The 23,866-nt window shown below is 74.4% G+C and carries 23 protein-coding genes; 10 read left to right on the top strand and 13 right to left on the bottom strand.

Annotated features, from left to right (window positions below; translation table 11 throughout):
- Window positions 1-2: 2 nt before the first annotated feature.
- Genes G5C62_RS27520 through G5C62_RS11410 form a run of 3 tightly spaced genes read right to left on the bottom strand, consistent with a single transcriptional unit; the run spans window position 3 to window position 2,229 of the window.
- The gene (locus G5C62_RS27520; RefSeq protein ID WP_206330598.1) at window positions 3-362 is read right to left on the bottom strand and encodes a sensor histidine kinase; all 360 of its coding nucleotides are present in this window, start codon (window positions 360-362) and stop codon (window positions 3-5) included.
- Window positions 359-1,750 carry a GAF domain-containing protein gene (locus G5C62_RS11415; protein WP_206330597.1) on the bottom strand — a complete coding sequence of 464 codons (1,392 nt, stop codon included), beginning with the start codon at window positions 1,748-1,750 and terminating at the stop codon, window positions 359-361. The genes G5C62_RS27520 and G5C62_RS11415 overlap by 4 nt, the downstream gene beginning before the upstream one ends.
- On the bottom strand, window positions 1,747-2,229 hold the full coding sequence (locus G5C62_RS11410) for a pyridoxamine 5'-phosphate oxidase family protein (protein ID WP_206330596.1): 483 nt from the start codon (window positions 2,227-2,229) through the stop codon (window positions 1,747-1,749). Before G5C62_RS11410 ends, G5C62_RS11415 begins: the two co-directional genes overlap by 4 nt.
- Window positions 2,230-2,505: 276 nt before the next feature.
- Between G5C62_RS11410 and G5C62_RS11405 the strand changes: the two genes are divergently transcribed.
- The 5 genes from G5C62_RS11405 (at window position 2,506) to G5C62_RS11385 (ending at window position 8,644) form a co-directional block, all read left to right on the top strand.
- Window positions 2,506-3,705, top strand: a complete 1,200-nt coding sequence (locus G5C62_RS11405) for an ABC transporter substrate-binding protein (RefSeq protein WP_164701050.1) — start codon at window positions 2,506-2,508, stop codon at window positions 3,703-3,705.
- An 82-nt stretch (window positions 3,706-3,787) separates the two neighbouring features.
- Complete coding sequence (locus G5C62_RS11400; RefSeq protein WP_036334495.1) at window positions 3,788-4,657, top strand: branched-chain amino acid ABC transporter permease; 870 nt, start codon at window positions 3,788-3,790, stop codon at window positions 4,655-4,657.
- A 3-nt stretch (window positions 4,658-4,660) separates the two neighbouring features.
- Window positions 4,661-6,571, top strand: a complete 1,911-nt coding sequence (locus tag G5C62_RS11395; protein ID WP_164701049.1) for an ABC transporter permease subunit — start codon at window positions 4,661-4,663, stop codon at window positions 6,569-6,571.
- Window positions 6,572-6,623: 52 nt separating this feature from the next.
- Window positions 6,624-7,448, top strand: coding sequence for an ABC transporter ATP-binding protein (locus G5C62_RS11390; RefSeq protein ID WP_164701048.1), 825 nt, complete (start codon window positions 6,624-6,626; stop codon window positions 7,446-7,448).
- Window positions 7,445-8,644: an alpha-hydroxy acid oxidase gene (locus tag G5C62_RS11385; RefSeq protein ID WP_197058374.1), complete on the top strand. Its 1,200-nt coding sequence runs from the start codon at window positions 7,445-7,447 to the stop codon at window positions 8,642-8,644. Before G5C62_RS11390 ends, G5C62_RS11385 begins: the two co-directional genes overlap by 4 nt.
- 19 nt (window positions 8,645-8,663) lie before the next feature.
- Here G5C62_RS11385 and G5C62_RS11380 read toward each other — a convergent pair whose 3' ends face one another.
- From G5C62_RS11380 to pdhA, 4 genes are all read right to left on the bottom strand, one after another.
- Window positions 8,664-9,107, bottom strand: a complete 444-nt coding sequence (locus G5C62_RS11380) for a thioesterase family protein (RefSeq protein ID WP_197058375.1) — start codon at window positions 9,105-9,107, stop codon at window positions 8,664-8,666.
- Between the two features lie 73 nt (window positions 9,108-9,180).
- Window positions 9,181-10,566: a dihydrolipoamide acetyltransferase family protein gene (locus tag G5C62_RS11375; RefSeq protein ID WP_164701047.1), complete on the bottom strand. Its 1,386-nt coding sequence runs from the start codon at window positions 10,564-10,566 to the stop codon at window positions 9,181-9,183.
- Window positions 10,563-11,576: an alpha-ketoacid dehydrogenase subunit beta gene (locus G5C62_RS11370; protein ID WP_052090947.1), complete on the bottom strand. Its 1,014-nt coding sequence runs from the start codon at window positions 11,574-11,576 to the stop codon at window positions 10,563-10,565. The genes G5C62_RS11375 and G5C62_RS11370 overlap by 4 nt, the downstream gene beginning before the upstream one ends.
- The gene (gene pdhA, locus G5C62_RS11365) at window positions 11,576-12,667 is read right to left on the bottom strand and encodes a pyruvate dehydrogenase (acetyl-transferring) E1 component subunit alpha (protein ID WP_036334498.1); all 1,092 of its coding nucleotides are present in this window, start codon (window positions 12,665-12,667) and stop codon (window positions 11,576-11,578) included. The genes G5C62_RS11370 and pdhA overlap by 1 nt, the downstream gene beginning before the upstream one ends.
- 131 nt (window positions 12,668-12,798) lie before the next feature.
- Here pdhA and G5C62_RS11360 point away from each other — a divergent pair, with 131 nt between their 5' ends.
- Together G5C62_RS11360 and G5C62_RS11355 are read left to right on the top strand one after the other, a co-directional pair.
- Window positions 12,799-13,254 carry an Lrp/AsnC family transcriptional regulator gene (locus G5C62_RS11360; RefSeq protein ID WP_164701046.1) on the top strand — a complete coding sequence of 152 codons (456 nt, stop codon included), beginning with the start codon at window positions 12,799-12,801 and terminating at the stop codon, window positions 13,252-13,254.
- 121 nt (window positions 13,255-13,375) lie between these two features.
- Window positions 13,376-13,600: a hypothetical protein gene (locus G5C62_RS11355; RefSeq protein WP_164701045.1), complete on the top strand. Its 225-nt coding sequence runs from the start codon at window positions 13,376-13,378 to the stop codon at window positions 13,598-13,600.
- A gap of 18 nt (window positions 13,601-13,618) precedes the next feature.
- Here the strand turns inward: G5C62_RS11355 and G5C62_RS11350 are convergent, their stop codons facing one another.
- Entirely contained in the window at window positions 13,619-15,022 is a 1,404-nt protein-coding gene (locus G5C62_RS11350; RefSeq protein WP_206330595.1) for a short-chain fatty acid transporter, read from the bottom strand.
- Window positions 15,023-15,215: 193 nt separating this feature from the next.
- Here G5C62_RS11350 and G5C62_RS11345 point away from each other — a divergent pair, with 193 nt between their 5' ends.
- A complete protein-coding gene (locus G5C62_RS11345; protein ID WP_241175835.1) occupies window positions 15,216-15,947 on the top strand; it encodes an HpcH/HpaI aldolase/citrate lyase family protein in 732 nt (243 codons plus the stop codon).
- Window positions 15,948-16,048: 101 nt separating this feature from the next.
- Window positions 16,049-17,398, top strand: coding sequence for an NADP-specific glutamate dehydrogenase (gene gdhA / locus G5C62_RS11340; protein ID WP_164701043.1), 1,350 nt, complete (start codon window positions 16,049-16,051; stop codon window positions 17,396-17,398).
- Window positions 17,399-17,441: 43 nt separating this feature from the next.
- Here the strand turns inward: gdhA and G5C62_RS11335 are convergent, their stop codons facing one another.
- The 4 genes from G5C62_RS11335 to G5C62_RS11320 form a co-directional block, all read right to left on the bottom strand.
- Window positions 17,442-18,230 carry a DivIVA domain-containing protein gene (locus tag G5C62_RS11335; RefSeq protein WP_164701042.1) on the bottom strand — a complete coding sequence of 263 codons (789 nt, stop codon included), beginning with the start codon at window positions 18,228-18,230 and terminating at the stop codon, window positions 17,442-17,444.
- Window positions 18,227-19,366 (bottom strand): globin domain-containing protein, encoded by a 1,140-nt coding sequence (locus G5C62_RS11330; protein ID WP_164701041.1) that lies wholly within the window; start codon window positions 19,364-19,366, stop codon window positions 18,227-18,229. The genes G5C62_RS11335 and G5C62_RS11330 overlap by 4 nt, the downstream gene beginning before the upstream one ends.
- A 322-nt stretch (window positions 19,367-19,688) precedes the next feature.
- Complete coding sequence (locus tag G5C62_RS11325; protein WP_164701040.1) at window positions 19,689-21,002, bottom strand: glucose-6-phosphate dehydrogenase; 1,314 nt, start codon at window positions 21,000-21,002, stop codon at window positions 19,689-19,691.
- On the bottom strand, window positions 20,999-21,859 hold the full coding sequence (locus G5C62_RS11320) for an NAD(P)-dependent oxidoreductase (protein WP_164701039.1): 861 nt from the start codon (window positions 21,857-21,859) through the stop codon (window positions 20,999-21,001). Before G5C62_RS11320 ends, G5C62_RS11325 begins: the two co-directional genes overlap by 4 nt.
- Before the next feature lie 127 nt (window positions 21,860-21,986).
- Between G5C62_RS11320 and mug the strand changes: the two genes are divergently transcribed.
- The gene (gene mug, locus G5C62_RS11315) at window positions 21,987-22,502 is read left to right on the top strand and encodes a G/U mismatch-specific DNA glycosylase (protein WP_164701038.1); all 516 of its coding nucleotides are present in this window, start codon (window positions 21,987-21,989) and stop codon (window positions 22,500-22,502) included.
- Between the two features lie 13 nt (window positions 22,503-22,515).
- Here the strand turns inward: mug and G5C62_RS11310 are convergent.
- On the bottom strand, window positions 22,516-23,866 hold a 1,351-nt coding region (locus G5C62_RS11310), incomplete at its 5' end, for a M20 family metallopeptidase (RefSeq protein ID WP_241175834.1).

The following is a 23,866-nucleotide window of genomic DNA, read 5'->3' as shown; positions in this document are numbered from 1 at the left end:
GGTCAGCCGGAGCCGCGCACCGGGAGGGGGGCGTGCCAGCGCACCAGCGTGCCGCCCTCGGGGAGCGGCTGGACGACGGACTCCCCGCCCCGCCGCCGCGCCCGCTCGGCCAGGTTGCGCAGACCGCTGCAGGCCACGGTGGGGTCGATGCCGCGGCCGTCGTCCCGGACCTCGACGACGACGGCGTCGGCGACGTCCAGGGTGACCGTCACGTGCCGGGCGCCGGCGTGCCGGGCGGCGTTGCTGACCCCCTCGCGGACCACCGCGGCCACGTCGACGGCCAGGTCGCCGGTCACCAGGCTGTCGACCGCCCCGGACATCCGCACGGTCGACTGCAGGTGCTCCCCGGCGGTCTGGGTCACGATGTCGAGGACCTGCCGCCGCAGCTCTCGGCGTGCTCGGTCCCGTCGGTGGTGTGCAGGTCGAAGATCGTCGTGCGGATGTCGCGGACCGTCTCGTCGAGCTGGTCGACCACCTGGTGCAGCCGCTGCCCGACGACGTCGTCGGAGACCCGGGTGGCCGCGGCCTGCAGGCTGAGGCCGGCGGCGAACAACCGCTGGATGACGTGGTCGTGCAGGTCGCGGGCGATCCGGTCCCGGTCGGCGTAGACGTCCAGCCGCCGGGCGACCTGCTGACGGGCCGCCATGTCCAGCGCCAGCGCCACCTGGTCGGCGAACTCGCTGATCAGCGGCCCGATGGTGGGGTCGAAGCCGGGGCTGCCGCCGCGGCGGGCGGCGATCACCACGGCGGCCTGCGCATCGGTGCTGGGCAGTGGCACGCCGATCGCGGGACCCCAGGGCGCGGCGTCGGGGCCCGCGAGCGGGAAGCCGGTCAGGTCCACGGGGGTCAGCGCGCGCCGGCCGACGACGGTCTGTGCGGTGGGTGCGTCCGCGAGGTGCAGGTGGTGCCCGGTGACGTCGGCGAGTTCGGCGCCGGACTGCGCCTGGACCTCGTAGCTGCCGTCGACCGGGTCCGGGCCGGACAGCAACCAGGCGCCGTCGGCCGCGGTCAGGGTGGCGACCCGGTCGACGACCAGTTGCAGCGCCTGCTCCGCGGGCAGGCCCCCCAGCAGGGTGGAACGGACGTCGGCGACCGCGGTCAGCCAGCGTCGGCGGACCTCGCCCTCCGCGTAGAGCCGGGCGTTGTCGACCGCGATGCCGGCGGCTCCGGCCAGGGCGACCAGCACCGCCTTGTCCTCGTTGGTGAACTGGCCGCCGCCGTGCTTCTCGGTCATGTAGAGGTTGCCGAACACCGTGCCGCGGACCAGCACCGGCACGCCGAGGAAGGTGCGCATCGGAGGGTGCCCGGGCGGGAGGCCGACCGAGGACGGGTGCTCACCCAGGTCGGCGATGCGCAGCGGGTGCGGGTCGGTGATCAGCTGGCCGAGCACGCCCTTGCCCTCGGGCAGGTGCCCCATCCGGGCACGCTGCTCCTGGTCGATGCCGACGGTGATGAACTGGCCGAGGCCGCCCTCCAGGCGCAGCACGCCGAGGGCGCCGTACTCGGCGTCGACCAGCCGGGCGGCGGCCTCGACGATCCGACGGAGCGTCGTGTCCAGGTCCAGTCCGGCCGAGACGCTGAGGAAGGCGTCCAGCAGGTCCTGCACCCGGGCGTGGGTGCTGGCCACCGTGGAGAGCCGGTCCTGCACCTCCTCCAGCAGCTCGGTGAGCCGCATCGCCGCCAGGGGGGAGTCGGCCTCCGCGCCGCCCGGCACGTCCGTCGACCGTGGTGCCGTCGCGTCCTCGCTCATCCCGCCCAGCTTGGCATCCCGGCCCCGGCCGGCGACAGGCCAGCCGGGGCGGCCGTCGGCGCCGGGCGGGGCCCGATCCGCCGGCCGCGCACGAGCCGCACCTGCACCCCGACGTAGCAGTGCGCTCCCGAGGGGACCCACGGGCCGACCCCCAGACCGTCGAGACGACGCACCTCGGCCGGGTCGGCGATCAGCCGGGACGGTCCCACCACGGTGACGTTCCACCCGGTGCGGGCGCCGACGTCGACCTCGTCCACCTCGAAGGCGACGACGGCACCCCGGCTGGCTGCGGCCACCGCACTGCCCGGGTGGGTGGGGACGTAGATCTCCCGGCCGCCCCGGACGAAGGTGACCGGCTGGACGGCGGGCAGCGCACCCTCGGTGAAGGCGATCCTGCCGATGGCGGCGGTGTCCAGCAGGCGCAGGCACTCGGCCTCGTCCAGCGCCCGTGCGTCGCGGTCGTCGTCCAGGGTGTCCACGGGGCCTCCTCGGGGTCTGTGCCGGGACGGGCCCGTAGGCCGCCGTCCCGCCCATCGTCGCGAGCCGGGTCGATCGGTGCCGGTGTCCTTGGTCCTCTCCTGGGGTCCTTGGTCATCTCCCGGGTCCTCGCTCGTCTCGCCGGGTCCTGAGGCCGCTCCTGGCGTAGTCGGGAGCTCGGCGCCCACGGTTCTTGTGATCGCGGCCACATGGTGACTAGCCTGTGGCGGAGTTCGAACGAAGCGCTCGATGATCGAGCTGCGGTCAAAGGAGACCTCATGGGACGAAGGACCGCGACGACGCGCACCGCCGCACTGCTGGCGGCGATGACACTCAGCCTGGCGGCCTGCGCCGAGTCCGACGACGGCGGTGGCGGCGGCGGGGGCAGCGCCGAGGAGACGGGCCCGATCAAGATCGGTGCCGTCCTCGACATCACCGGCGCCGGGGCGTCCCTCGGGGTGCCCGAGCGCCAGGCCCTCGAGCTGCTCGCCGGGCAGCTGGAGGAGGAGGGCGGCATCGACGGCCGCGAGGTCGAGCTGATCATCGAGGACAACCAGTCGACCGAGGACGGCGCCGCCAAGGCGATGAACAAGCTGGTCAACGAGGACGAGGTCGACATCGTCCTGGGCGCCAGCCGCACCGGTCCGAGCCTGGCGATGCGGCCGATCGCGGAGTCCACCGAGACGCCGATGATCTCGCTCGCCGCGAACCAGGCGATCGTCGAGGGCTCGGAGTGGGTCTTCAAGACCGCCCAGAACGACCGGGTCGTGATCGAGCGCATGATCGATTACATGGCCGAGCAGGGCTGGAGCACCATCGGCCTGGCCCGCGACGCCTCGGGCTTCGGCGAGGGCGTCGCCGAGATGTTCGACGAGATCGGCGCGGAGCAGGGCATCTCGGTCGTCGCGACGGAGAAGTTCGCCCCGGACGCCACCGACTTCACCGCGCAGATGGTGAACCTGCGCAACGCCGGTGCCGACGTCAACGTGATCTGGGGGATCCCCCCGGCCGCGGGTCTGGCCCAGCGGGCGTACGACCAGCTGGGCATCGAGACGCCGGTGATGCAGAGCCACGGCATCGGCAACCAGGTCTTCCTGGACACCGCCGGGGACGCCGCCGAGGGCATGGTCGCGCCGCTGGGCCGCCTCGTCGTCGCCGAGCAGCTGCCCGACGACGATCCGCAGAAGGAGATCATCACCACCTTCATCGACGACTACACCGCCGAGTTCGGCGCCGGGCCGTCCACCTTCTCCGGGCACGCCTACGACGCCTGGCAGCTGGCCGTCGACGCCCTGCGCGAGGAGGGCACCGACCCCCAGGCCATCCGCGACCACCTGGAGAGCGTCACCGACTTCACCGGCATCAGCGGGGTCTTCACGATGACCCCGGAGGACCACGCGGGGCTGTCGAAGGAGGCCCTCGCGCTGGTCACCGTGGAGAACGGTCAGTGGCAGCTGGTCCCGGACCAGGGCGACTGACGCCCGCCGTGAGCGTCGTCGCCAGGTCCTGCAGGGGCTCCTTGCCCCCGGTCCAGCCGGCGGACGGGTGCGAGGTGGGTCGGTGACCGACCTGCTGCAGCTGCTGTTCGCCGGGCTCAGCCAGGGTGCGGTCTACGCACTCGTCGCCATCGGCTTCGTGGCGATCTTCACCGTCAGCGGGGTCATCAACCTGGCCCAGGGCGAGTTCGCCGCCCTGGCCGGGTTGGTGGCCATCTCCGCGGTGGGCAGCGGGCTCCCGCTGCTCGCCGCGGTGGTCCTCGCCGTGGTGTCGGTCGCCCTGGTCGCCGTGATCATGGAGCGGCTGGTCATCTTCCCGGTCAAGCGGATGACGACCCTGGTGTCGTTGATCCTCACGCTGGGTGTCTCCACCGGGCTGAAGGCCCTGATGCTGCTGGTCTACGGCCCGAACGCGGAGGGGCTGACCCCGCTGACCCCGGGCGGCTTCTCCGTCGCCGGGGTGAGCATCCGCTACCAGGAGCTGTGGATCCTGCTGATCGCCGGGATCGTCTCGCTGGCGGTCTACTGGTTCTACGAGCGCACCCTGGCCGGCAAGTCGCTGCGCGCCTGCGCCGAGCAGCCGGTGGCCGCCCGGCTGGTCGGCATCTCGCTGACCAAGGCCTCGCTGATCAGCTTCCTGATCGCCGGGACCGTCGGGGCGATCGCCGGCGTGCTGGCCAGCCCGATCTTCTTCACCTCCTGGGAGTCCGGGCTCACCCTCGGGCTCAAGGGCTTCGTCGCGGCCACCCTGGGCGGGCTGATCTCGGTGCGCGGTGCCGTGCTCGGCGGGCTCCTGCTGGGCGTGCTGGAGACGCTCACCGCCGGTTACATCAGCACCGGCCTGCGGGACGCGGTGGCCTTCCTGCTCCTGATCATCGTGCTCGTCGCCCGGCCCGCCGGGATCTTCGGGCGTTCTGCGGAAGCGAGGGTCTGACCCATGGCCGGTCGACCGGTCCGTCGGCTGCCCCGCATTGGGGCACACAGCCGCCGCAGTCGCCGCGGCGACGTCATCGGCATCGCCGTCGTGGCGCTGCTGATGCTGGCGCTGCCCCTGATCGCCTCCTCCAGCGTCATCAACGTCGGGGTGTACGCGCTCATCTACGCCCTCGCCGCGCTCGGGCTCTCGCTGCTGATGGGCCTGGCCGGTCAGGTCAGCCTGGGGCAGGCCGGCTTCTTCGCGATCGGGGCCTACACCCAGGCGGTGCTGGTCACCAAGTACGAGTGGAGCGGGCTGCCGGCGTCGGTCCTGGCGGTCGCGGTGACGATGCTGGCGGCGCTGCTGGTCGGGCTCCCGCTGCTGAGGCTGCGTGGCCACTACCTCGCCCTGGCCACCCTCGGTTTCGGCGTCATCGTCACCGTGCTGGCCACCGAGTCCGACTTCCTGGGCGCCACCTCGGGCATCTACGGCATCACCAAGCCGGAGATGAACGGCCGCACGTACAACTCGCCGACCGAGTACTACCTGCTGCTGGTCCCGGTCGTGCTGCTGGGGCTGTGGCTGGCCCGCAACATCGTGGAGAGCCGCATCGGCCGCGCGCTGGGCGCGGTCAACGACTCGGAGGTGGCCGCGGAGTCCCTCGGCGTGGACACCTTCCGGCTGCGGGTGCAGGTCTTCGTGCTGTCGGCGGCCTACGCCAGCGTCGCCGGAACGGCGTTCGCCCACTGGCTCGGGGTGATCAACCCGAACGCGGCCAACTTCCCGCTGTCGGTGAAGTTCCTGCTGATGGCGGTGCTCGGCGGGGTGGGCAGCGTCTACGGCGCGGTCGTCGGCGCCTTCGCCGTCGAGGGGCTGGACGACGGGCTGCGCCGGCTGATCCCGGAGCTGCTGCCCGGCGCGGTCGGTGAGGTGCAGCTGATCGGCTTCGGCATCCTGCTCACCACGATCATGATCTTCCTGCCCGGTGGTCTGCACCAGCTGTGGACCGGGGCGCGGCGACGGATGGCCGGCAGTGCGCCGGAGCCCGGCGACGACGAGGAGGAGATCCACCTGGAGCCGGTGGCCGACGACGTCCCGCTGCTGGCGCGGGAGGGCCGGCCGGCCGCGGGCACGCCGCTGCTGGAGGTACGCGGGCTGACCAAGCGCTTCGGTGGCGTCACCGCCGTCGACGACTTCGACCTCACCGTCTCGGCGGGGGAGATCGTGGCGCTGATCGGGCCCAACGGTGCCGGCAAGACCACCGCCTTCAACATGATCAGCGGTGCGGTCACCCCGACCGCGGGTGAGGTCACGATGGCCGGCACCCGGGTCGAGGGGCGCAAGCCGCACGTGTTCGCCCGGGCCGGGGCGACCCGCACGTTCCAGAACCTGCAGATCTTCACCTCGGCCACGGTGTTGGGCAACGTGATGGTCGGCCGCCACCTGCGCAGCCGCTCCGGGATGCTCGGGGCTGCGCTGGTGCTGCCGGCCCGGCGGGAGGAGCGTGCCGTCGAGGAGTCGGCGCGCGAGCTGCTGGACCTGCTCGGCCTCGGGGAGGACGCCGATCGGCTCGCCGCCGACCTGCCCTTCGGCCGGCAGCGGCTGGTCGAGATCGCCCGGGCCCTGGCCCTGGACCCCGACCTGCTGCTGCTCGACGAGCCGATGGCCGGCCTGTCCGGCACGGAGCGGCGCGAGTTGGCCCGGTTGCTGCGTCGGCTCCGCGCCGGGGGCATGGCCATCGTGCTGGTCGAGCACGACGTCGAGGCGGTGCTCGCCCTCGCCGACCGGGTCGCCGTGCTGGAGGACGGCGTCCGCATCGCGCTGGGCACGCCCGACGAGGTGCGGCACGACCCGGCGGTGGTGGCGGCCTACCTGGGCGTCGAGCCGGAGGACGGCGCCGCGGCCGCGGTCGCCGAGGCGGGCGCACCGTGAGCCGGTCGAGCGTGGGCAGACCGGTCCGTGCCGGGTCCAGGGAGGGACGGCCATGAGCCTGGAGGTCCGTGGACTGCACGCCGGCTACGGCCGGCTGGCGGTGCTGCACGGCATCGACCTGAGCGCGGGGGAGGGCGAGCTGGTCGCCGTCATCGGCGCGAACGGTGCGGGCAAGACGACCCTGCTGCGGGCGCTGTCCGGGCTGCTGCCGGTCACCGCCGGCACGGTGCACCTGGCCGGCACCGACGTCACCGGGTACGGGCCGGAGAAGCTGGCCCGCACCGGGCTGGCGCACGTGCCGGAGAACCGGCTGGTGTTCCCGTCGCTGAGCGTGGCCGACAACCTGGTGCTGGGTGGCTACACCCGGCGGCGGGGGCCGGCGTCCGCCCGGGCGGAGGCCCGCGACCGGGCGATGGCGCTGTTCCCGCGGCTGGAGCCGCGGCTGGAGCAGGCGGCCGGGACGCTGTCCGGCGGTGAGCAGCAGATGCTGGCGATCGCCCGCGGGCTGATGGCCCAGCCCCGGGTCCTGGTGCTGGACGAGCCCAGCGTCGGGCTGGCGCCGCGGCTGGTGGGGGAGATCTTCTCCGCCCTCGGCCAGCTCCGCGACGACGGGCTGACCCTGGTGGTCGTGGAGCAGAACGCCCGGGCCGCCTTCGCCGTCGCCGACCGGGTCTCGGTGATGGACCGCGGGCGGGTGGTGCTCGAGGGCGACCCCGCGGCGCTGTCGACCGACCCGCGGGTGTCCGGCGGCTTCCTCGGCGGCGGCTTCGCGGCCGACGCCGACGCCGATGCCGCCCCTGCTGCCGAGGCTCCCGGTGGGACCTCGGTGGTCCCCAGGTCTGGGAGCGGTGCGACCCGGGCGACCGAGCGGACGTGACCCCGGCGGAGATGGTCGCGCTGCTGCGCGTGCAGCGGCCGGAGCTGGACGGCGACCGGCGCCGGCTGGCCCGCTGCCACACGGTCGCGGACCTGCGGGCCACGGCCCGCCGGCGGCTGCCGCGCGCGGTCTTCGACTACGTCGACGGCGCGGCCGAGGACGAGGTCACGATGCGCCGCAACCGGGCGGCCTTCGACGAGCTGGAGCTGGTGCCCTCGGTGCTCTGCGACGTCGGGGAGGTGGAGCTCGGCACCGAGGTGCTCGGTGCCCGCTCGGCGCTGCCGCTGGTGCTGGGCCCGACCGGGTTCACCCGGATGGTCCACCCGGACGGCGAGCTGGCCGTGGCCCGGGCGGCCGCGGCCCGCGGCATTCCGTACACCGCGGCCACCCTGGGCACGACGTCGCTCGAGGACATCGCCGCCGCGGGCAGCCCGCCGCAGTGGTTCCAGCTCTACGTCTGGCGCGACCGGGGGCTGTGCAAGGAGCTGATCAGCCGGGCCCGGGAGGCCGGCTACCGGGCCCTGGTGCTGACCGTGGACACCCCGGTGCCCGGGGCCCGGGAGCGGGACCTGCGCAACGGCCTGACGATCCCGCCGGAGCTCGGGCTGCGCACGCTGGCCGACGGCGCCCGGCGGCCGCACTGGTGGTGGGGCCTGCTCCGCTCGGAGGCCGTCACCTTCGCCAACGTGCGGCACGTGGCCGGCGGGCCGCAGGCGGTGATGGAGTTCGTGGGCCGGCAGTTCGACCCGACCGTCACCTGGGACGACATCGAGTGGATGGTCGAGGCCTGGGGCGGGCCGTTCGTGGTGAAGGGCGTGCTGACCGCGGCCGACGCCCGGCGGGCCGCGGCGGCCGGGGTGGACGCCGTCGTGGTGTCCAACCACGGCGGCCGCCAGCTGGACCACGTCGGGGCGACGGTGACCGCGCTGACCGAGGTCGTGGACGCCGTCGGCGACGAGCTCGAGGTGCTGGTCGACTCCGGTTTCCGGCGGGGCACCGACGTCGCCAAGGCCCTCGCCCTGGGCGCCCGCGCGGTGCTGCTGGGCCGGCCGCAGCTGTACGGGCTGGCCGTCGGTGGCCAGGCCGGGGTCGAGCGGGCGGTCGACCTGCTCGCCGCCGAGCTGCGCCGGGCGCTGCAGCTGCTCGGGGTCACCGACGTGGCGCAGCTCGACCGCTCGGTGCTGCGCCGCCGCTGAGCCCGCGCCCGGGGGCAGCTCAGCGGGGCTGGGCTGCCCCGTCCCGTCGCGCCCGCGCGGCCGGGCCGATCCGCTGCTCCAGCAGCTCCTCGGGCATCACCACCTGCACCGTCGTCCCGCGGCCGAGCTCCCGGCCCTGGGCGTCGGTGGCCGTGCACGCGCAGGTCAGCCGGTTGCCCGAGACCTCCGTGCAGCGGGCCACCACCGTGACGGTGTCGCCGACCCAGCTGGGCCCCAGGTGCTCGACCGCCACCGACCGGCCGATCCCCGCCGAGCCGGGTTCGAGGTACTGGAGCAGCAGCTTGCGGCCGGCTTCCTCGAAGTGCTTGGCCATGCTGTACGTCGCGTAGACCGGGTGCACCGGGCCGAGTTCGTCGAAGTGCACGGTGAGCTCGGGGGTGACGGCGACCTCCAGCGTCGCGGTCGCCCCCACGGGGATGTCGAGCGCAGGTACGTCGGGCACGGGTCTCCTCAGGCAGCGGGGCCGGCGGGGACCACGGGGGTCCCCGCCGGGCGGGCGGGCAGCGGCCGGCCGGTCACAGCCGGGGGATGGCCGACGCCGGGTCCTCGATCGCGTCGGCCACCGCCCGGATGAACCCCGAGGCGGTCCCGCCGTCGCACACCCGGTGGTCGAAGACGAACGACATCTGGGTGATCTTCCGGACCACGATCTCGCCGTCCACCACCCACGGCCGGTCGAGGATGCGGCCAAAGCCGAGGATCGCCACCTGCGGGTGGTTGATGATCGCCGCGCTGCCGTCGACCCGGAACCCGCCGTAGTTGTTCAGCGTGAAGGTGCCGGCGCTCAGCTCCTCGGCGCTGGCGCGGCCCTCGCGCGCCCGGGCGGTGACCGCCCGGATCTCCCGGTCGAGCTGCTCGGTGGTCATCGTCTCCGCGCCCAGCACCGCCGGGACGACGAGCCCGCGGTCGCTCTGCACGGCCAGCCCCAGGTTCACCCGGTCGTGCTCCACGATCTCCTGGCGCTCGGTGTCCAGCCGGGAGTTGAGCACCGGGTACTGGCGCAGGCCGGCGACGACGAACCGGGCCAGGTAGGCCAGCAGCCCCGGCCCGGGATCGCTCGCGGTGCGCGTGCTCTCCCGCAGCTCCACCAGCGGCGTGGCGTCCACGTCGACCCAGACGGTCGCCTCCGGGATCTCCGACCGGCTGCGGGACAGCGCGGCCGACACCGCCCGGCGGAACCCGTTCAGCGGGATCCGACGCTCGCCGCTCGGGGACGCGGCGGGCGCGACGGGCTCTGCGGCGGAGTCCGGGGCCGCCGGCTCGGCGGCGGCCAGCTCCACGTGGGCCCGGGTGATCACCCCACCGCCGTTGGCGGCGGTCAGCCCGTGCAGGTCCACGCCCTTCTCCCGCGCCAGCCGGCGGACCAGCGGGGAGACGACCTGCGGGACGCCGCGGCGGGCACCGGGCTTCTCGTCGGCAGCGGCGGCCGCCGCCGGCTCGGGCTCGGGAGCCGGCTCGGGAGCGGCGGTGGCGGGTGCGGGGTCCGGCTGCCCGGACGGACGAGGGCGACGGCGTCGTCCCGAGCCGGTGCTGGCCGGGGTGCCGTAGCCGATGAGCACGTTGCCGGAGCCGGCCTGCTCCTCCTCCCGGTAGGCCTCCGCCTCCGGGGAGTCGGCGGCGTCGGGCTGGACCGGCGCGGCGGCCGGCTCGGGCGCCGACTCCGCCGCGGTCACCGTGATCAGCGGTTTGCCGGTGAGCACGGTCTCGCCCTCGGCGGCGTGCAGCGTGGCCACCCGCCCGGCGAACGGGGTGGGGACGTCGACCACCGACTTCGCCGTCTCGACCTCCACCACGATCTGGTCGACGGCCACGACGTCGCCCTCGGCCACCAGCCAGCGGACCACCTCGACGTCGGTGAGGCCCTCGCCCAGGTCGGGGAGCAGGAAGGTCTCCGCGCTCACGACAGGTCCCACTGCAGGTCGTCGACGGCGTCGAGCACCCGGTCGACCCCGGGCAGCTGGACGTGTTCGAGCTTGGGCGAGGGGAAGGGGATGTCGAAGCCGACGGCCCGGCGGACCGGTGCGGCCAGGGAGTGGAAGCAGCGCTCGGTGACCCGGGCGACGATCTCGGAGGCGACGCTGGCGAAGCCCGGGGCCTCGGCGACCACCACGGCCCGCCCGGTGGAGCGGACCGCGGCGCAGACCGTCTCGTCGTCGAACGGCACGATCGAGCGGAGGTCGACGACCTGCAGGCTGCGCCCCTCCTGCGCGGCGACCTCCGCGGCCTCCAGGGCGACCGGGACGGAGGGGCCGTAGGCGATCAGCGTGGCGTCGGTGCCCTCGCGGCGGACCATCGCCCGGCCGATGCCGGGCAGCTCGGCGCCGAGGTCGACCTCCTCCTTGGTCCAGTAGAGCTTCTTGGGCTCCATGAACACCACCGGGTCCGGCGAGGCGATGGCCGCCCGCAGCAGGCGGTGGGCGTCCGCGGCGTTGGCCGGGGTGACGACGTGCAGGCCGGGGGTGTGCGCGTAGTAGGCCTCGGAGGAGTCGCAGTGGTGCTCGACCCCGCCGATCCCGCCGGCGTAGGGGATCCGGATGACCATCGGCAGCGAGACCTTGCTCCGGGTGCGGTTGCGCATCTTGGCCACGTGGCTGGTGATCTGCTCGAACGCCGGATAGGCGAAGGCGTCGAACTGCATCTCCACCACCGGCCGCATGCCGTTCATCGCCATCCCGACGGCCATGCCGACGATGCCGGACTCGGCCAGTGGCGTGTCGAAGCAACGGGTGTCGCCGAACTCGGCGGTGAGCCCGTCGGTGATCCGGAAGACGCCGCCGAGGGCGCCGACGTCCTCGCCGAAGACGACCACCGAGTCGTCCTCGGCCATCGACTCCCGCAGGGCGCGGTTCAGCGCCTGCGCCATGGTGAGCTTCTCGTGCCCGACGGTCCCCGTCGTCGCAGTGCTGGTCATCAGTGCTCGTCCTCTCGGCTCAGCTCGTCGGCCACGACGGCGGCCTGCTCGACCAGCTGTGGGGTCGGGGTGGCGTAGACGTGCGCGAACAGCTCGGCCGGCTCCGGGGTGGCGTCCCGGGCCAGCTCCGTGCGCATCCGGGCGGCGAGCTGGTCGGCGTCGGCGGTGACGGCGGCCAGCTGGGCGTCGTCGAGCAGGTCGTGCTGGCGCAGCCAGGTCTCCAGTCGGGTCAGCGGGTCGCGCTGCACCCAGCCGGCCACCTCGTCGTCCTGGCGGTAGCGCCGGGAGTCGTCGGCATTGGTGTGCGGCTGCATCCGGTAGGTGTGCGCCTCGACGAGCTGCGGGCCCTCCCCGGCCCGGGCCCGCGCCATGGCGGTGCCGAGCACGGTGAGCAGGGCCGCGACGTCGTTGCCGTCCACCCGCTCGCCGGGCACCCCGTAGCCGATGCCCTTGTGCGCCAGTGAGGGGGCGACCGACTGCCGGGCGAGCGGCACCGAGATCGCGTACTGGTTGTTCTGCACCAGGAAGACGACCGGCGCCCGGAACACCGCGGCGAAGTTCAGCGCCTCGTGGAAGTCGCCCTCGCTGGTCGCGCCGTCACCGCACAGCGCGAGCGCGACGGTCGGCTCGCCGCGCAGCCGGGCGGCGTGCGCGACGCCGACCGCGTGCAGCAGCTGGGTGGCCAGCGGGGTCGCCTGGGGCGCGACCTTGTACCGGTGGGGGTCGTAGCCGGAGTGCCAGGCACCCTGCAGCGGCAGGAACGCCTCGGCCACGTCGACGCCCCGGATCACCACCGCGGCGGTGTCCCGGTAGGTGGGGAAGAGCCAGTCGTCGTCGGTGAGCACCTGGGCGGCGGCCACCTGGCACGCCTCCTGACCGTGCGAGGAGGGGTAGACGGCGAGCCGGCCCTGGCGGGCGAGCGCGCCGGCCTGGTCGTTGATCCGGCGGGCGGTGGTCAGCCCGGCGAAGGCGCGCAGCAGTGCGGCGTCGTCCGGCAGCTCGTGCGCGGCCTCGGCCACGGTCTGGCCGGTGGGGTCGATCAGCTCGACCGGGTGAGGTGACGGCAGGAGGAGATCCAGGTCACGTGTCATGGTGGGATCGTGGATCAGGCGTCATCTGCGCGCCAGGAGCTGGCCAGATGCGAGAGGACGTCGCGTCGAACCGCCCCGGATCGAGCCAGATGTCCAGCGCCCGACCGTGAAAAACCCGGAGGAGAAGACACGTGGCCAGTGCCCTGGACGACATCGACCGCCGCATCCTGGACGAGCTGACCGCCGACGGCCGGATGCCCATGCGGGCCCTGGCCGAGAAGCTGCACATCTCCCGGGCCAACGCCTACGCCCGCGTCGAGCGGCTGCGGGCCTCCGGGGTGATCCGGGGGTTCTGTGTCGACGTCGACCCGGTCGCGGCCGGGCTGGGCACCTCGGCCTACGTCACGCTGAACACCCGGCAGGCCGACTGGCGGCACGTCCGGGAGCGGCTGCGCGCTCTGCCGGGCATCGCGCACATCGGTCTGGTCGGCGGCGAGTTCGACGTCATCCTGCTCGTCCGCGCCCGGGACAACGCCGACCTGCGGCGGCTGGTGCTCGACGAGATCCAGGGCATGCCCGGCGTGCTGAGCTCGCGCACGCTGCTGGTGTTCGAGGAGCCGCCGCCGCTGGCCTGCGCCCGGGTCTGACGGACTGGCAGTCCTCCGGCGGTCGATGGCGTTCCTGCCGCTGGCAGTCGGGCGTCCGTGGGGCCATCGTGGGAGCACGGCACCTCACCCGGGGCGCCGACCTGGGGACGGGGGGAGCCCGGTGGAGCTGTTCCTGTTCCTGGCCCTGAGCGTGCTGCTGTTCCGCGCCCTGGGGCGCGGGTCCCGGCCGGAGGCCCGGCCGGCCCGGCCGCGCACCGACACCTGGGTCGACGGGGTGGTCGAGGCCGTGACCCAGCTGGCCGGCGACGTCACCCGCGGGGTGCGCACCCTGGCCCGGCTGGACGCCGACGACCGGGAACGGCGCGGCCGGTCGCCCTGGAGCTGACCGGCCGGCACCGTGCCCTCAGGCCAGCACCCCGAGCAGCAGCGTCACCGTCCCGAAGACCAGGCCCGAGGCGATCAGCGTGACCGTCGTGTACCCGAGGATGTCGCGCATCTTGAGCCCGGCGATGGCCAGCACCGGGAGCGCCCAGAACGGCTGGATCATGTTGGTCCACTGGTCGCCGTAGGCGATCGCCATGATCGTGATCGCCGGGTCGACCCCCAGGCTCTCCGCGGCCTCGAGCATCACCGGCCCCTGGACGGCGAACTGCCCGCCCCCGGAGGGGACGAAGAAGTTGACCACCCCGGCGGCGAGGAAGACCAGCAGGCCGAACGTGGCCGGCGAGGCGATCCCGACGAAGGCGTCGGAGAACACGGCGATCAGGCCGGTCGTCGACATGATCCCCATGATCCCGGCGTACAGCGGGAACTGGAGCAGGATCTCCCCGACGTTGGCGGCGGCGTTCTTCACCAGCGCGATGAGCTCGAAGGGGTTACGGACCAGCAGGAAGATCAGCGCCAGGAACGTCCAGTTGACGATGTCCAGGGTGGCGCTGCCGCCGTCGACGTAGTGGTGCACCAGGTAGGCGACCAGCGCCACGCCGACCAGGGTGGTCACCAGCCGGCTGGCGTCGACCCGGTCGGCCGGGGTGACGACCTCGTCGTCCAGCGGCACCGCGTCGGCGTCGCGCACGCTCGCCGGGAGCTCGACCACCCGGTCATCGCCGCGAGGGGCGACCGCGGCCAGGGCCAGGCCGACGACCAGGATCGTGGCCACGGCGGCGGTGATGTTCCACCAGGTGAAGGTGGTCTCGCTGACCGGGATCGTGCCGCGGAGGGTCTCGGCGAGGAAGGAGTCCTCGGTCGCGGCGGTGAGCGGGCCGGAGCCTGAGTAGCCCATGTGCCAGATGACGTAGCCGGAGTAGCCGGCGGCCACCAGCAGCGGGAAGTGCAGCCGCTGGCCGCGCTCCCGGCCCTGGACGGCCAGTTCGCGGGCCAGCAGCGCGCCGACGACCAGGCCCAGGCCCCAGGTGATCAGCGAGGCCAGCGCCGCGATCACGAAGACGTAGAGGTAGGCCTGTAGCGCCGTCCGGGGCACGGCGGCCAGCCGGGTGAGCAGCCGCCGCACCGGCGCGGTGTTGGCCAGGGTGTGCCCCAGCAGCAGGATCAGCGCGATCTGCGTCATGAAGGCCAGCAACCCCGACAGCCCATCGCCCCAGCCATCCAGGACGTCGACCGGGCCGGCGTCGGTGAGCAGCAGCGCGAGCAGGGCCACGACGAGGGTCAGCACGACGGCGAAGACCAGCGCGCTGGGGATGTACCGCTCGACGACGGCGTTGACCGGCCGCATCAGCGAGGAGAGGCCGCTCGACCGGCCCGGTGAGCTGGCTCCGGGGTCGGTCTCGGTCCTCGGGGTCCTGGTCATCAGCGCTCGCTCTCGGGGGAGCCGGGTGGTCGGTGGCCACGCCGGGACGGGCAAACAGGGCACCGGCCGCCCGACGGGGAGCCCCGAGGACGGCGGCGGTCCAGAGATCCTGGCATCCGGGCCGGTCCCGCGCGAGGATGAGGCGGCAGACTGGGCAGGTGCTGGTCGCCGAGCGGGACACGGGATGGGACGCGTGAGCGCGAGGCCGAGTGGGGCCCGGACGCTCCGGGACCGCTGGGCGGCCGGGGAGGCGTGCCACGGGATCTGGAGCCAGCTGCCCGGCGTGGTGACCGCGGAGCTGCTGGCCCGCAGCGGCGCGGACTTCGTCGTGCTGGACCTGCAGCACGGCGCGCTCGCCGAGGCGGAGCTGCCCGGTGTCACCGCGGCGGTGACCGCGGCCGGCTCGGTGCCGCTGGTCCGCACCCGCAGCGCGCACTTCGCCGACGTGGGCCGGCCGCTGGACCTGGGTGCCCACGGCGTCCTGGTCCCGAACGTGCTCGGTGCCGACCACGTGCGGGAGGTCGTCGCCGCCTGCCGCTACGCGCCGCAGGGCAACCGGTCGGCCGGGCGGCTGTCCGGCGGGGCGGACGAACCGCTGGTGCTCGTCGTCCTGGAGACCGCGCAGGCGCTGGCCGAGCTCGACGCCGTCCTGGCCGTCGACGGCCTCGACGGGGTCTACGTCGGCCCAGTCGACCTGGCCTCCTCCCTGGGGCTGGCCGGCGACCCGGCGCAGCTGCGGGAGGTCCTCTCCTCGGTCATCACGCGGGCCCGGGCCGCCGGCGTGCCCGTCGGCGTGCACGCGTTCGACGGCGCCGGGGCGGCGTCCCACGCGGCACAGGGGGCCACGATCGTCACCGCGGCCATGGACACCACCGCGCTCGCCACCGCCCTGGCCGAGCAGCTGCGGACGGCCCGCGGGGCCTGAGCGGCCAGGCGCGTGCCACCCCGCCGCCGGACGGGGCGGGTTGAGTCGGCAGCGCTGGGGCAGTGGTGTGGTGCACGCTACATCGAGGACAGGAGCAGGTCATGGACACCGACGTGTCGGCGGTCGTCGAGCAGATCTACCAGGACGTCCTGCAGCGGAACCCCGGAGAGACCGAGTTCCACCAGGCGGTCCGCGAGGTGCTGGACTCGCTGGCCGTCGTGCTGGCCCGGCACCGCGAGTACACCGAGATGAAGACGATCGAGCGGATCTGCGAGCCGGAGCGGCAGGTCATCTTCCGGGTGCCGTGGCAGGACGACCGGGGCGAGGTGTGGATCAACCGTGGCTTCCGGGTGGAGTTCAACTCGGCGCTGGGCCCCTACAAGGGCGGGTTGCGGTTCCACCCGTCGGTGAACCTGGGGATCGTGAAGTTCCTGGGCTTCGAGCAGATCTTCAAGAACGCGCTCACCGGCATGCCGATCGGCGGCGGCAAGGGCGGCTCGGACTTCGACCCCAAGGGCCGGTCGGATGCCGAGGTGATGCGGTTCTGCCAGTCGTTCATGACCGAGCTCTACCGGCACCTGGGCGAGTACACCGACGTCCCGGCCGGGGACATCGGGGTCGGCGGGCGGGAGATCGGCTTCCTGTTCGGCCAGTACAAGCGGATCACCAACCGGTACGAGTCCGGGGTGCTCACCGGCAAGGGGCTGGGCTGGGGCGGCGCGCAGGTGCGCACCGAGGCGACCGGCTACGGCGCGGCCTTCTTCGCCGCGGCGATGATGGAGGTGCGCGGTGACTCCTTCGACGGCAAGCGGGTGACCGTCTCCGGCTCGGGCAACGTGGCGGTCTACGCGATCGAGAAGGTGCACCAGCTCGGCGGCACGGTGGTGGCCTGCTCGGACTCGGCCGGCTACGTGGTCGACGAGAAGGGCATCGACCTCGAGGTGCTCAAGCAGGTCAAGGAGGTCGAGCGGGCGCGGATCAGTGGCTACGCCGACCGGGTGGCCTCGGCCCACTTCGTCGAGGGCGGCAGCATCTGGGACGTCCCGTGCGACGTCGCGATCCCCAGCGCCACGCAGAACGAGCTGGACGCCGACGCAGCCCGCGCGCTGATCGGCAACGGGTGCCGCTATGTCGTCGAGGGCGCCAACATGCCGACCACGCCGGACGCCGTGCGGGAGCTCCGCGGCGGCGAGGTGGCGTTCGCCCCGGGGAAGGCGGCCAACGCCGGCGGGGTGGCCACCTCGGCGCTGGAGATGCAGCAGAACGCCTCCCGGGACCGCTGGACCTTCGAGCACAGCGAGCAGCGGCTGGAGGAGATCATGCGGGCCATCCACGCCCGCTGCCACGAGACGGCCGAGGAGTACGGCGCCCCCGGCGACCTGGTGCTCGGCGCGAACGTGGCCGGCTTCCTGCAGGTCGCCGAGGCCGTCCACGCCCACGGCCTCGTTTGACCGGTGCCCCGCGGCCGGCCCGGGCCGCGGGGCGTCGTCCGGCTCAGGGGGAGGAGCGGGACGCCGGGACGGCCCCGGCGGGCTCGGGGTCGCTGCCGGGTTCGCCGGTCGCGTTGGCGGAGAAGGCCACGTCCGGCCGGCCGCGCTCGAGCTGCTGGGGCCGGGGCCCGCGCGGCGGCGTGGGCAGCGCGCCCGGGTGCGCCCGTCCCCATTCCGTCTCCACGTCGCTGAGCAGCGCCTCGAGGTAGGAGCGCAGCTGCACCCGGCAGGCCTGGCTGAAGGCCTTGAGGTAGGCGACCTGCTCCTGCAGCTCCTCGGACTCCGGCTGGCGCGCGTCGCCCATCGGGACGCCGTTGCCCCGCATCGCCGCCACGGCCTCCTGCGCCGCCTCGATGATCGCGCCGGCCTTCTCCCGCGCCGCGGTGAGCTGCTCCTCGTACTGCGCGCGCGCCTCGCTGGTCATCTGCCGGCTGAAGTCCTCCGCCTCGGCCACGTACTCGTCGGCGGTCAGCTGCGCGGTCGCCAGGATGCCGACGGCCTGGTCGCTGGGGGAGGGCCGGGACGCCGCGGCGTCCACCTGCTCCTGCAGCGCCTGCAGGTGCGCGCGCAGCTGGGCGTTCTCCTCGGCGAGCTGGACGTTCTCCCGCGCGAGCCGGCCGTTCTCGTCGGTGAGCTGGGCGAGCCCGTCGGCCGCCCGGGTCACGAAGGCGTCGACCTCGCGGTCGGTGTAGCCGGGGTGCAGCATGCTCGCCGGGGTGAAGTGGACGGCGCGGAGGTCATCGGCCGTGGGCGGTCCCGCCTCGTAGCCGGACCCGGAGTGGCTGGTGGTCATTCGGTCACCTTCCCGTCGAGAGTCGGGCTCGGTCGGCTGGGGGCGAACACCTCGGTGCGGATGCGCGACATGGGCACCCCCGAGTGGATGAGACGGGTCACGGTGTCCTCGATCATGGCCGGGTTGCCGGCGATGTACACGTCCCGGCTGTTCCAGGGGCCGTGCCGGAGGACGACGTCGCCGATGTCCCCGTGCTCGGAGGGCGAGCCCTTCTCCTGGGAGACCGCCGGCGTCACGGTCAGCCACGGGTGCTCCTGCTCCAGGCGGCGCAGGTCGGCCCGGTCGTAGAACGCGTCCTCGGTCCGCGCGCCGACGAAGAGGTCGACCCGCCGGGGCGGTCCGTGCCGGGCGACCTGGTCGACGACCGCCTTCAGCGGCGCCAGGCCGGTGCCGCCGGCGACCAGCAGCAGGTCGCGGTCGGACTCGGTGTCCAGGCTGAGGTGCCCGACCGGGGGCCCGAGCCGCATCACGTCGCCCACCTGGGTGAGCCGGACCAGCGCGGAGCTGACCGGGCCGCCGTCGCGGGCCTTGACGTGCAGTTCCAGCACGCCGTCGGCGCGGGGGGCGTTGGCGGGGGAGTACCACCGCCACAACCGCGGGCGCTGGTCGATCTCCAGCGAGATCGCCTGCCCGGGCAGGTACTCCAGCGGCGTCCGCGGGCGCACGTGCACGACGGCGACGTCCAGGGTGCGCCGCTCGTGCGCGACCACCTCGGCCTCCCACCAGGCCGGCTGCTCGGCTGCCTCGTCGGCCGCACCGATCATGACCTCGGCGATCAGGCCGTAGGCCTCGGTCCAGGAGGCGGCCAGTTCGTCGTCCCAGTCGTCGTCGAAGTGCTCGAGGGTGGTCAGCAGGCTGGCCCCGACCGCGGGGTAGTGGGCGGCGAGCGCGCCGAACTTGCGGTGGTCCCGCCCGAGCTGCTGCAGGATCGGCACCAGCGCCTCGAGGTCGTCGACCCGGGCCATGACCTCACCCAGGGCGGCGAACAGCCGGTCGCGCTGGGTCGCCATGGACACCGGGAACATGTCCCGCGTCTCCGGGTGGGTCAGGAACAGGTGGGAGTAGAACCACAGCGGGACCTGGTCTCCGTGGGCGGCCGCCCTGCTGAAGCTGGCCCGCATGGCGGGGATGTCCATGCACCCTCCTCGTCGCTGGTCGGGATCTGTGGTCAGTGGGCCGGCTGGGGAGCGGTGCCGGGCGCGGCCCCGTGGCCGAGCCGTGCCTCGCGCGTCTCGCCCACCTCCGCTCCACCCCCGTGGACGGGTCCTGCGGCCACTGCTGTGCGTCCGGGTGCCTCGCGGCACACCCGGCGTGCTCCCGACGGCCTCACCGGGCGTAGTCGGGAGGACACGGACATCGGAGGCAGTCTGGTCGACCCCGCCATCGGGGGCCACTCCGGGGGGCCGGCCGTGGGTCGGTCGAGCCGCGACACCCCGGCCGGCCACCGACGCCGGGAGGTCACTCCGTGCCCGGCCCGGCCGAACCGGCGGGGTGCTCCAGCAGCGGCGGCTCGCCGGCGGCCCAGGCCCGCAGCACCGGGTCGACGAACCGCCACGCCTCCTCCGCCTCCGCGGCGCTGACCGCGGTGCGGCTGCTGCCGGAGAGCACGTCGGTGAGCACTGCGCTGTAGGCCATGCGCTCGCCCGGTGCGTGCACCGCCACCACCCCGGCGCCGGCCTGCTCGGCGCCGTCCAGCGGGACCTGCAGCCGGTCCTCGGCGACCCGCTCGACCCCCGGCGGGCACTCCGCGGGCGCCGGCGCCCGGAGGTGCAGCACCACGTGCTTGCGGTCGGCGGCCAGGGCCTTGCCGGTGCGCAGCACGAACCGGGTGCCGGCCCACCGGGGCGTGTCCACCGTGAACTCCAGCTCGGCGAAGGTCTCGGTGCACCGGGCCGGGTCGACGCCGTCCTCGTCGACGTAGGCCCGGGTGGACGGGCCGGCCGTGTAGCGCGCCCGGCGGGTGGCCCCCACCTCGGGCACCCGCACCGCCCGGAGCAGCTCCAGCCGGACCCGGTGCAGGTCGACCTCGGCCGACGTCGCGGGCAGCTCCATCGCCAGCACGGTCAGCACCTGGACCAGGTGGTTCTGCAGCACGTCGCGCACCGCGCCGGTCCGGTCGTAGAAGCCGGCCCGGCCGCCGACGTCCAGCGTCTCCTCCCAGACGACGTCGACCCGGGCGAGGTGCTCGGCGCTCCACCGCTCGGCCAGGACGCCGCCGGGCTGCCGGAGCTCGGACAGGGCGGCCACCGCCGGCATGCCGAGGAAGTGGTCGACCCGGAAGGCCGCCTCCTCGACGTCGCCGGTCGCCTCCGCCAGCAGCGCGTTCAGCGCCTGGGCGTCGGGCAGGTCCCGACCGAACGGCTTCTCCACCGCGATCCGGCTGCCCGCCGGGAGCCCGGCCGCCCCCAGGGCCCGGACGGCCGCGGGGAACAGCACGGGCGGCAGCGCCAGGTACCCGGCGACCGGCCCGGTCCCGGTGAACGCGGTCACCGCGGCCGCGACGGTGTCCGGCTCGGCCAGGTCGACCCGGCGGTAGCGGGCGGCGTCCACCAGCGCCTGCCGGGCCGCGGCGGGCAGGTCTCCGGCGTGCTCCCGCAGCCGGGTGGCGACGTGCTCGGCGAACCGGGCGTCGTCCCAGTCCTGCTCGGCGGCCCCCAACAGCTGCAGCCCCGCCGGCAGCCGGCCCGCCGCGAGCGACTCGGCGAGGGCGGGCAGCAGGAAGCGGCCGGCCAGGTCGCCGGTGGCGCCGAGCAGGAGCAGCCGACTGATCACCGGCCGACGGAGTCCCGCCAGGAGTGCTCGGGCGCGAAGCCGAGCACCCGGCGGGCCTTGTCGATCGACAGCAGCGTGTCGTGCACGCCGACCTCCCGGCGGCGCGGGACGCCGGGGAACTGCGCGTCCAGCAGCTCGTCGTTCGGCCGGGCGGAGACCGTGTCGGCGTTGGCCGCGATGAACACGTCGGCCCCCGGATCGCGGTGCTCCAGGCCGCGGCGCACCGCCTGGGCGCCGTCGCGGGCGTCGATGTAGCCCCACAGGTTCCAGCGCCGCAGGGCCGGGTCGGCGTCGTAGCCGGGGAAGGCGGCGTAGTCCTCGGGGTACATGACGTTGCTGAACCGCAGCCCGGTCATCGACAGGTCCGGGTGCCAGCGGCACAGCTGCCGGGCCAGCTCCTCCTCCAGCGTCTTGACCAGCGAGTAGGTGGTCGTCGGCCGGGGCGCGTACTCCTCGTCGACCGGGACGTAGGGCGGGGCCTCGTCGAAGGGCAGGCCCAGCACCGTCTCGCTGGAGGCCCACACGATCTTCCGGACGCCGGCCCGCAGCGCGGCGCTGTAGACGTTGTACGAGGCGGTCACGTTGTTGGCGAAGGTGGCCGCGTTCGGCAGGAGCCCGGGAGCCGGGACGGCGGCGAGGTGCACCAGGGCGTCGATCGGCGCGCGGTGCTCGTCGAAGCCGGCCAGCGCCTCGACCGCCTGGCCGGCGTCGGTGAGGTCGACGACCGCGGACTCCACGTCGGCCCGCGGGCTGGGCACCCGGTCCAGGGCGAGGACGTCCCAGCCCTGCTCGACCAGGTGGGTGACCACCGCCCGGCCGAGCTTCCCGCTGCTGCCGGTGACCGCTGCCCGCGCCATGGTGCTCCTCTGTCCGTCGACTGGTCTCGCAGGCGATGTGCCCGGGACAGCCTCACCCGTGCCGGGCCCGGCCGCACACCGGGGCGGGATCATGGCAGCCATGACGGCGAGCGGGAGGTCGAAACCGGTGCCCGACCTGATCGCCCCCGGGCTGGACGTGCTGTTCTGCGGGATCAACCCGTCGCTGCGCTCGGCGGAGACAGGTCAGCACTTCGCCCGGCCGGGCAACCGGTTCTGGCCGGCGCTGCACCTGGCCGGCCTCACCCCGCGCCGGCTGACCCCGGCAGAGGGCCCGGAGCTGCTGCGCCACGGGCTCGGGGTGACCAACGTCGTCGACCGGCCGACCCGGACGGCGGCCGAGCTGGACCCCGCCGAGCTGCGGGCCGGCGCGGAGGCGCTCGAGGCGCTGGTGGCCCGGTACCGGCCGCGGGTGCTCGCCGTCCTCGGGGTCACCGCCTGGCGGCAGGCCTTCGACCGGCCGCGGGCCACGCTGGGACGCCAGCCCGAGCGGGTCGGCGGGGTGACGACCTGGGTCGCGCCGAACCCCAGCGGGCTCAACGCCCACCACCAGCTGCCCGACCTGGCCCGGCTGTACCGGGAGCTGCGCGACGCGCCGCTGTCCGACACCGGCACCATCCGCTGAGCGCTCGGACGGGTCACCCCAGCAGGTCGGTGAGCTCCAGGACGCCGCCCTCGGCCTCGAACTCCGCCCTCGCCGCGGCCAGCACGGCCGGGTCGACCAGTGCGTCCAGGGCGGTGAGCGCCAGGCCCACCGCGCCGTCCAGCACCGCCCGGTCACCGGCCGGGGAGGCAGCGGCCTCGGCGAAGCCGGTGGTGTGCATCGAGGTGTCCGGCCCGGCGATGGCGATCATCGGGTGGATCGAGGGGACCCGGACGCTCACGTTGCCCAGGTCGGTCGACCCGGCCAGCGACGCCGGGGTCACCCCGGGCGGGAGGGCGGTCCGGCCGCGGCGGGCCTGGTGACGGGTCCACCGGGCGGCGAGCTCCAGGTTGGCCCGGATCGGCAGGTAGGCCGGCAGCTCGTCCCAGAACAGCTCGTACCCGCACCCGGTCATCGCCGCCGCGGCGGCCATCACCGCCTCCACCCGGCGGCTGAGGTCGGCCAGCGTCTCCGGTGTCGCGGACCGCACGTAGTACAACGCCTCGGCGGTCTCCGGGACGACGTTGGGCCGCTGCCCGCCGTCGGTGATCACGCCGTGCACCCGGTCGGTGTCCGGGACGTGCTGGCGCAGCATCGCCACGCCGTTGTAGCCGGCGACCACGGCGTCCAGCGCGTTGCGGCCCATGAACGGCTGGGCCGAGGCGTGTGCGGCGATGCCGGTGTAGACGACCCGCAGCTGGCGGCGGCCGAGGAAGGGCTGCACCGCGGCGTCGTAGGAGAACGGGTGCAGCATCACCACGGCGTCGACACCGTCGAAGGCACCGGCGCGGGCCATCAGCTCCTTGCCGCCGCCGCCCTCCTCGGCCGGGGTTCCCAGCAGCAGCGCCGTCCCGGCGACCCCGCCGTCGGCCAGCACGGCGGCCAGGCCGAGGAAGGCACCCACGGCGGATGCGCAGATGACGTTGTGGCCGCAGCCGTGGCCGATCCCGGGCAGCGCGTCGTACTCCGCCAGCACCGCCACCGTCGGCCCGCCGCTGCCGACCCTGGCCTGCAGCGCCGTCTCCAGGCCGAAGACGCCGACCTCCGCCTCGATCCCGGAGCGGGCCAGCAGGTCGGCCACGGCCCTGGCCGAGCGGTGCTCTTCGTACCCCTCCTCGGGGTGGGCGTGCAGGTCGTGGCTGAGCTCCAGCAGGTCCGCCGACGCCGACTCGATCGCCTGCTCGGCCCGGGTCAGCAGCTCCTCGGGGGCACCGGCGTGCGGGGAGGAGAGCGGTTCGGCGGTGGCGGCCGCGCGGTCGGTGGCCGCCCGCAGCTGGTCCAGGTGGGCGGGGTCCGCCGGGCGGGGGAGCCGGGCGTCGACGGGGTCGACGCCGTGGTGATGCTGC

The sequence above is a fragment of the Modestobacter sp. KNN46-3 genome (assembly GCF_011039295.1).
Note: the sequence above shows the minus strand (reverse complement) of the source record. Positions and strands in the feature narration are given on the sequence as shown.

Bases quoted from the DNA above. Each gene is read 5' to 3' on its own strand.
- G5C62_RS11415 (WP_206330597.1), bottom strand. From the start codon at position 1,750: ATGAGCGAGGACGCGACGGCACCACGGTCGACGGACGTGCCGGGCGGC.
- G5C62_RS11405 (WP_164701050.1), top strand. From the start codon at position 2,506: ATGGGACGAAGGACCGCGACGACGCGCACCGCCGCACTGCTGGCGGCG.
- G5C62_RS11395 (WP_164701049.1), top strand. From the start codon at position 4,661: ATGGCCGGTCGACCGGTCCGTCGGCTGCCCCGCATTGGGGCACACAGC.
- G5C62_RS11390 (WP_164701048.1), top strand. From the start codon at position 6,624: ATGAGCCTGGAGGTCCGTGGACTGCACGCCGGCTACGGCCGGCTGGCG.
- G5C62_RS11370 (WP_052090947.1), bottom strand. From the start codon at position 11,576: ATGACCAGCACTGCGACGACGGGGACCGTCGGGCACGAGAAGCTCACC.
- pdhA (WP_036334498.1), bottom strand. From the start codon at position 12,667: ATGACACGTGACCTGGATCTCCTCCTGCCGTCACCTCACCCGGTCGAG.
- G5C62_RS11350 (WP_206330595.1), bottom strand. From the start codon at position 15,022: ATGACCAGGACCCCGAGGACCGAGACCGACCCCGGAGCCAGCTCACCG.
- gdhA (WP_164701043.1), top strand. From the start codon at position 16,049: ATGGACACCGACGTGTCGGCGGTCGTCGAGCAGATCTACCAGGACGTC.
- G5C62_RS11335 (WP_164701042.1), bottom strand. From the start codon at position 18,230: ATGACCACCAGCCACTCCGGGTCCGGCTACGAGGCGGGACCGCCCACG.
- G5C62_RS11330 (WP_164701041.1), bottom strand. From the start codon at position 19,366: ATGGACATCCCCGCCATGCGGGCCAGCTTCAGCAGGGCGGCCGCCCAC.
- G5C62_RS11320 (WP_164701039.1), bottom strand. From the start codon at position 21,859: ATGGCGCGGGCAGCGGTCACCGGCAGCAGCGGGAAGCTCGGCCGGGCG.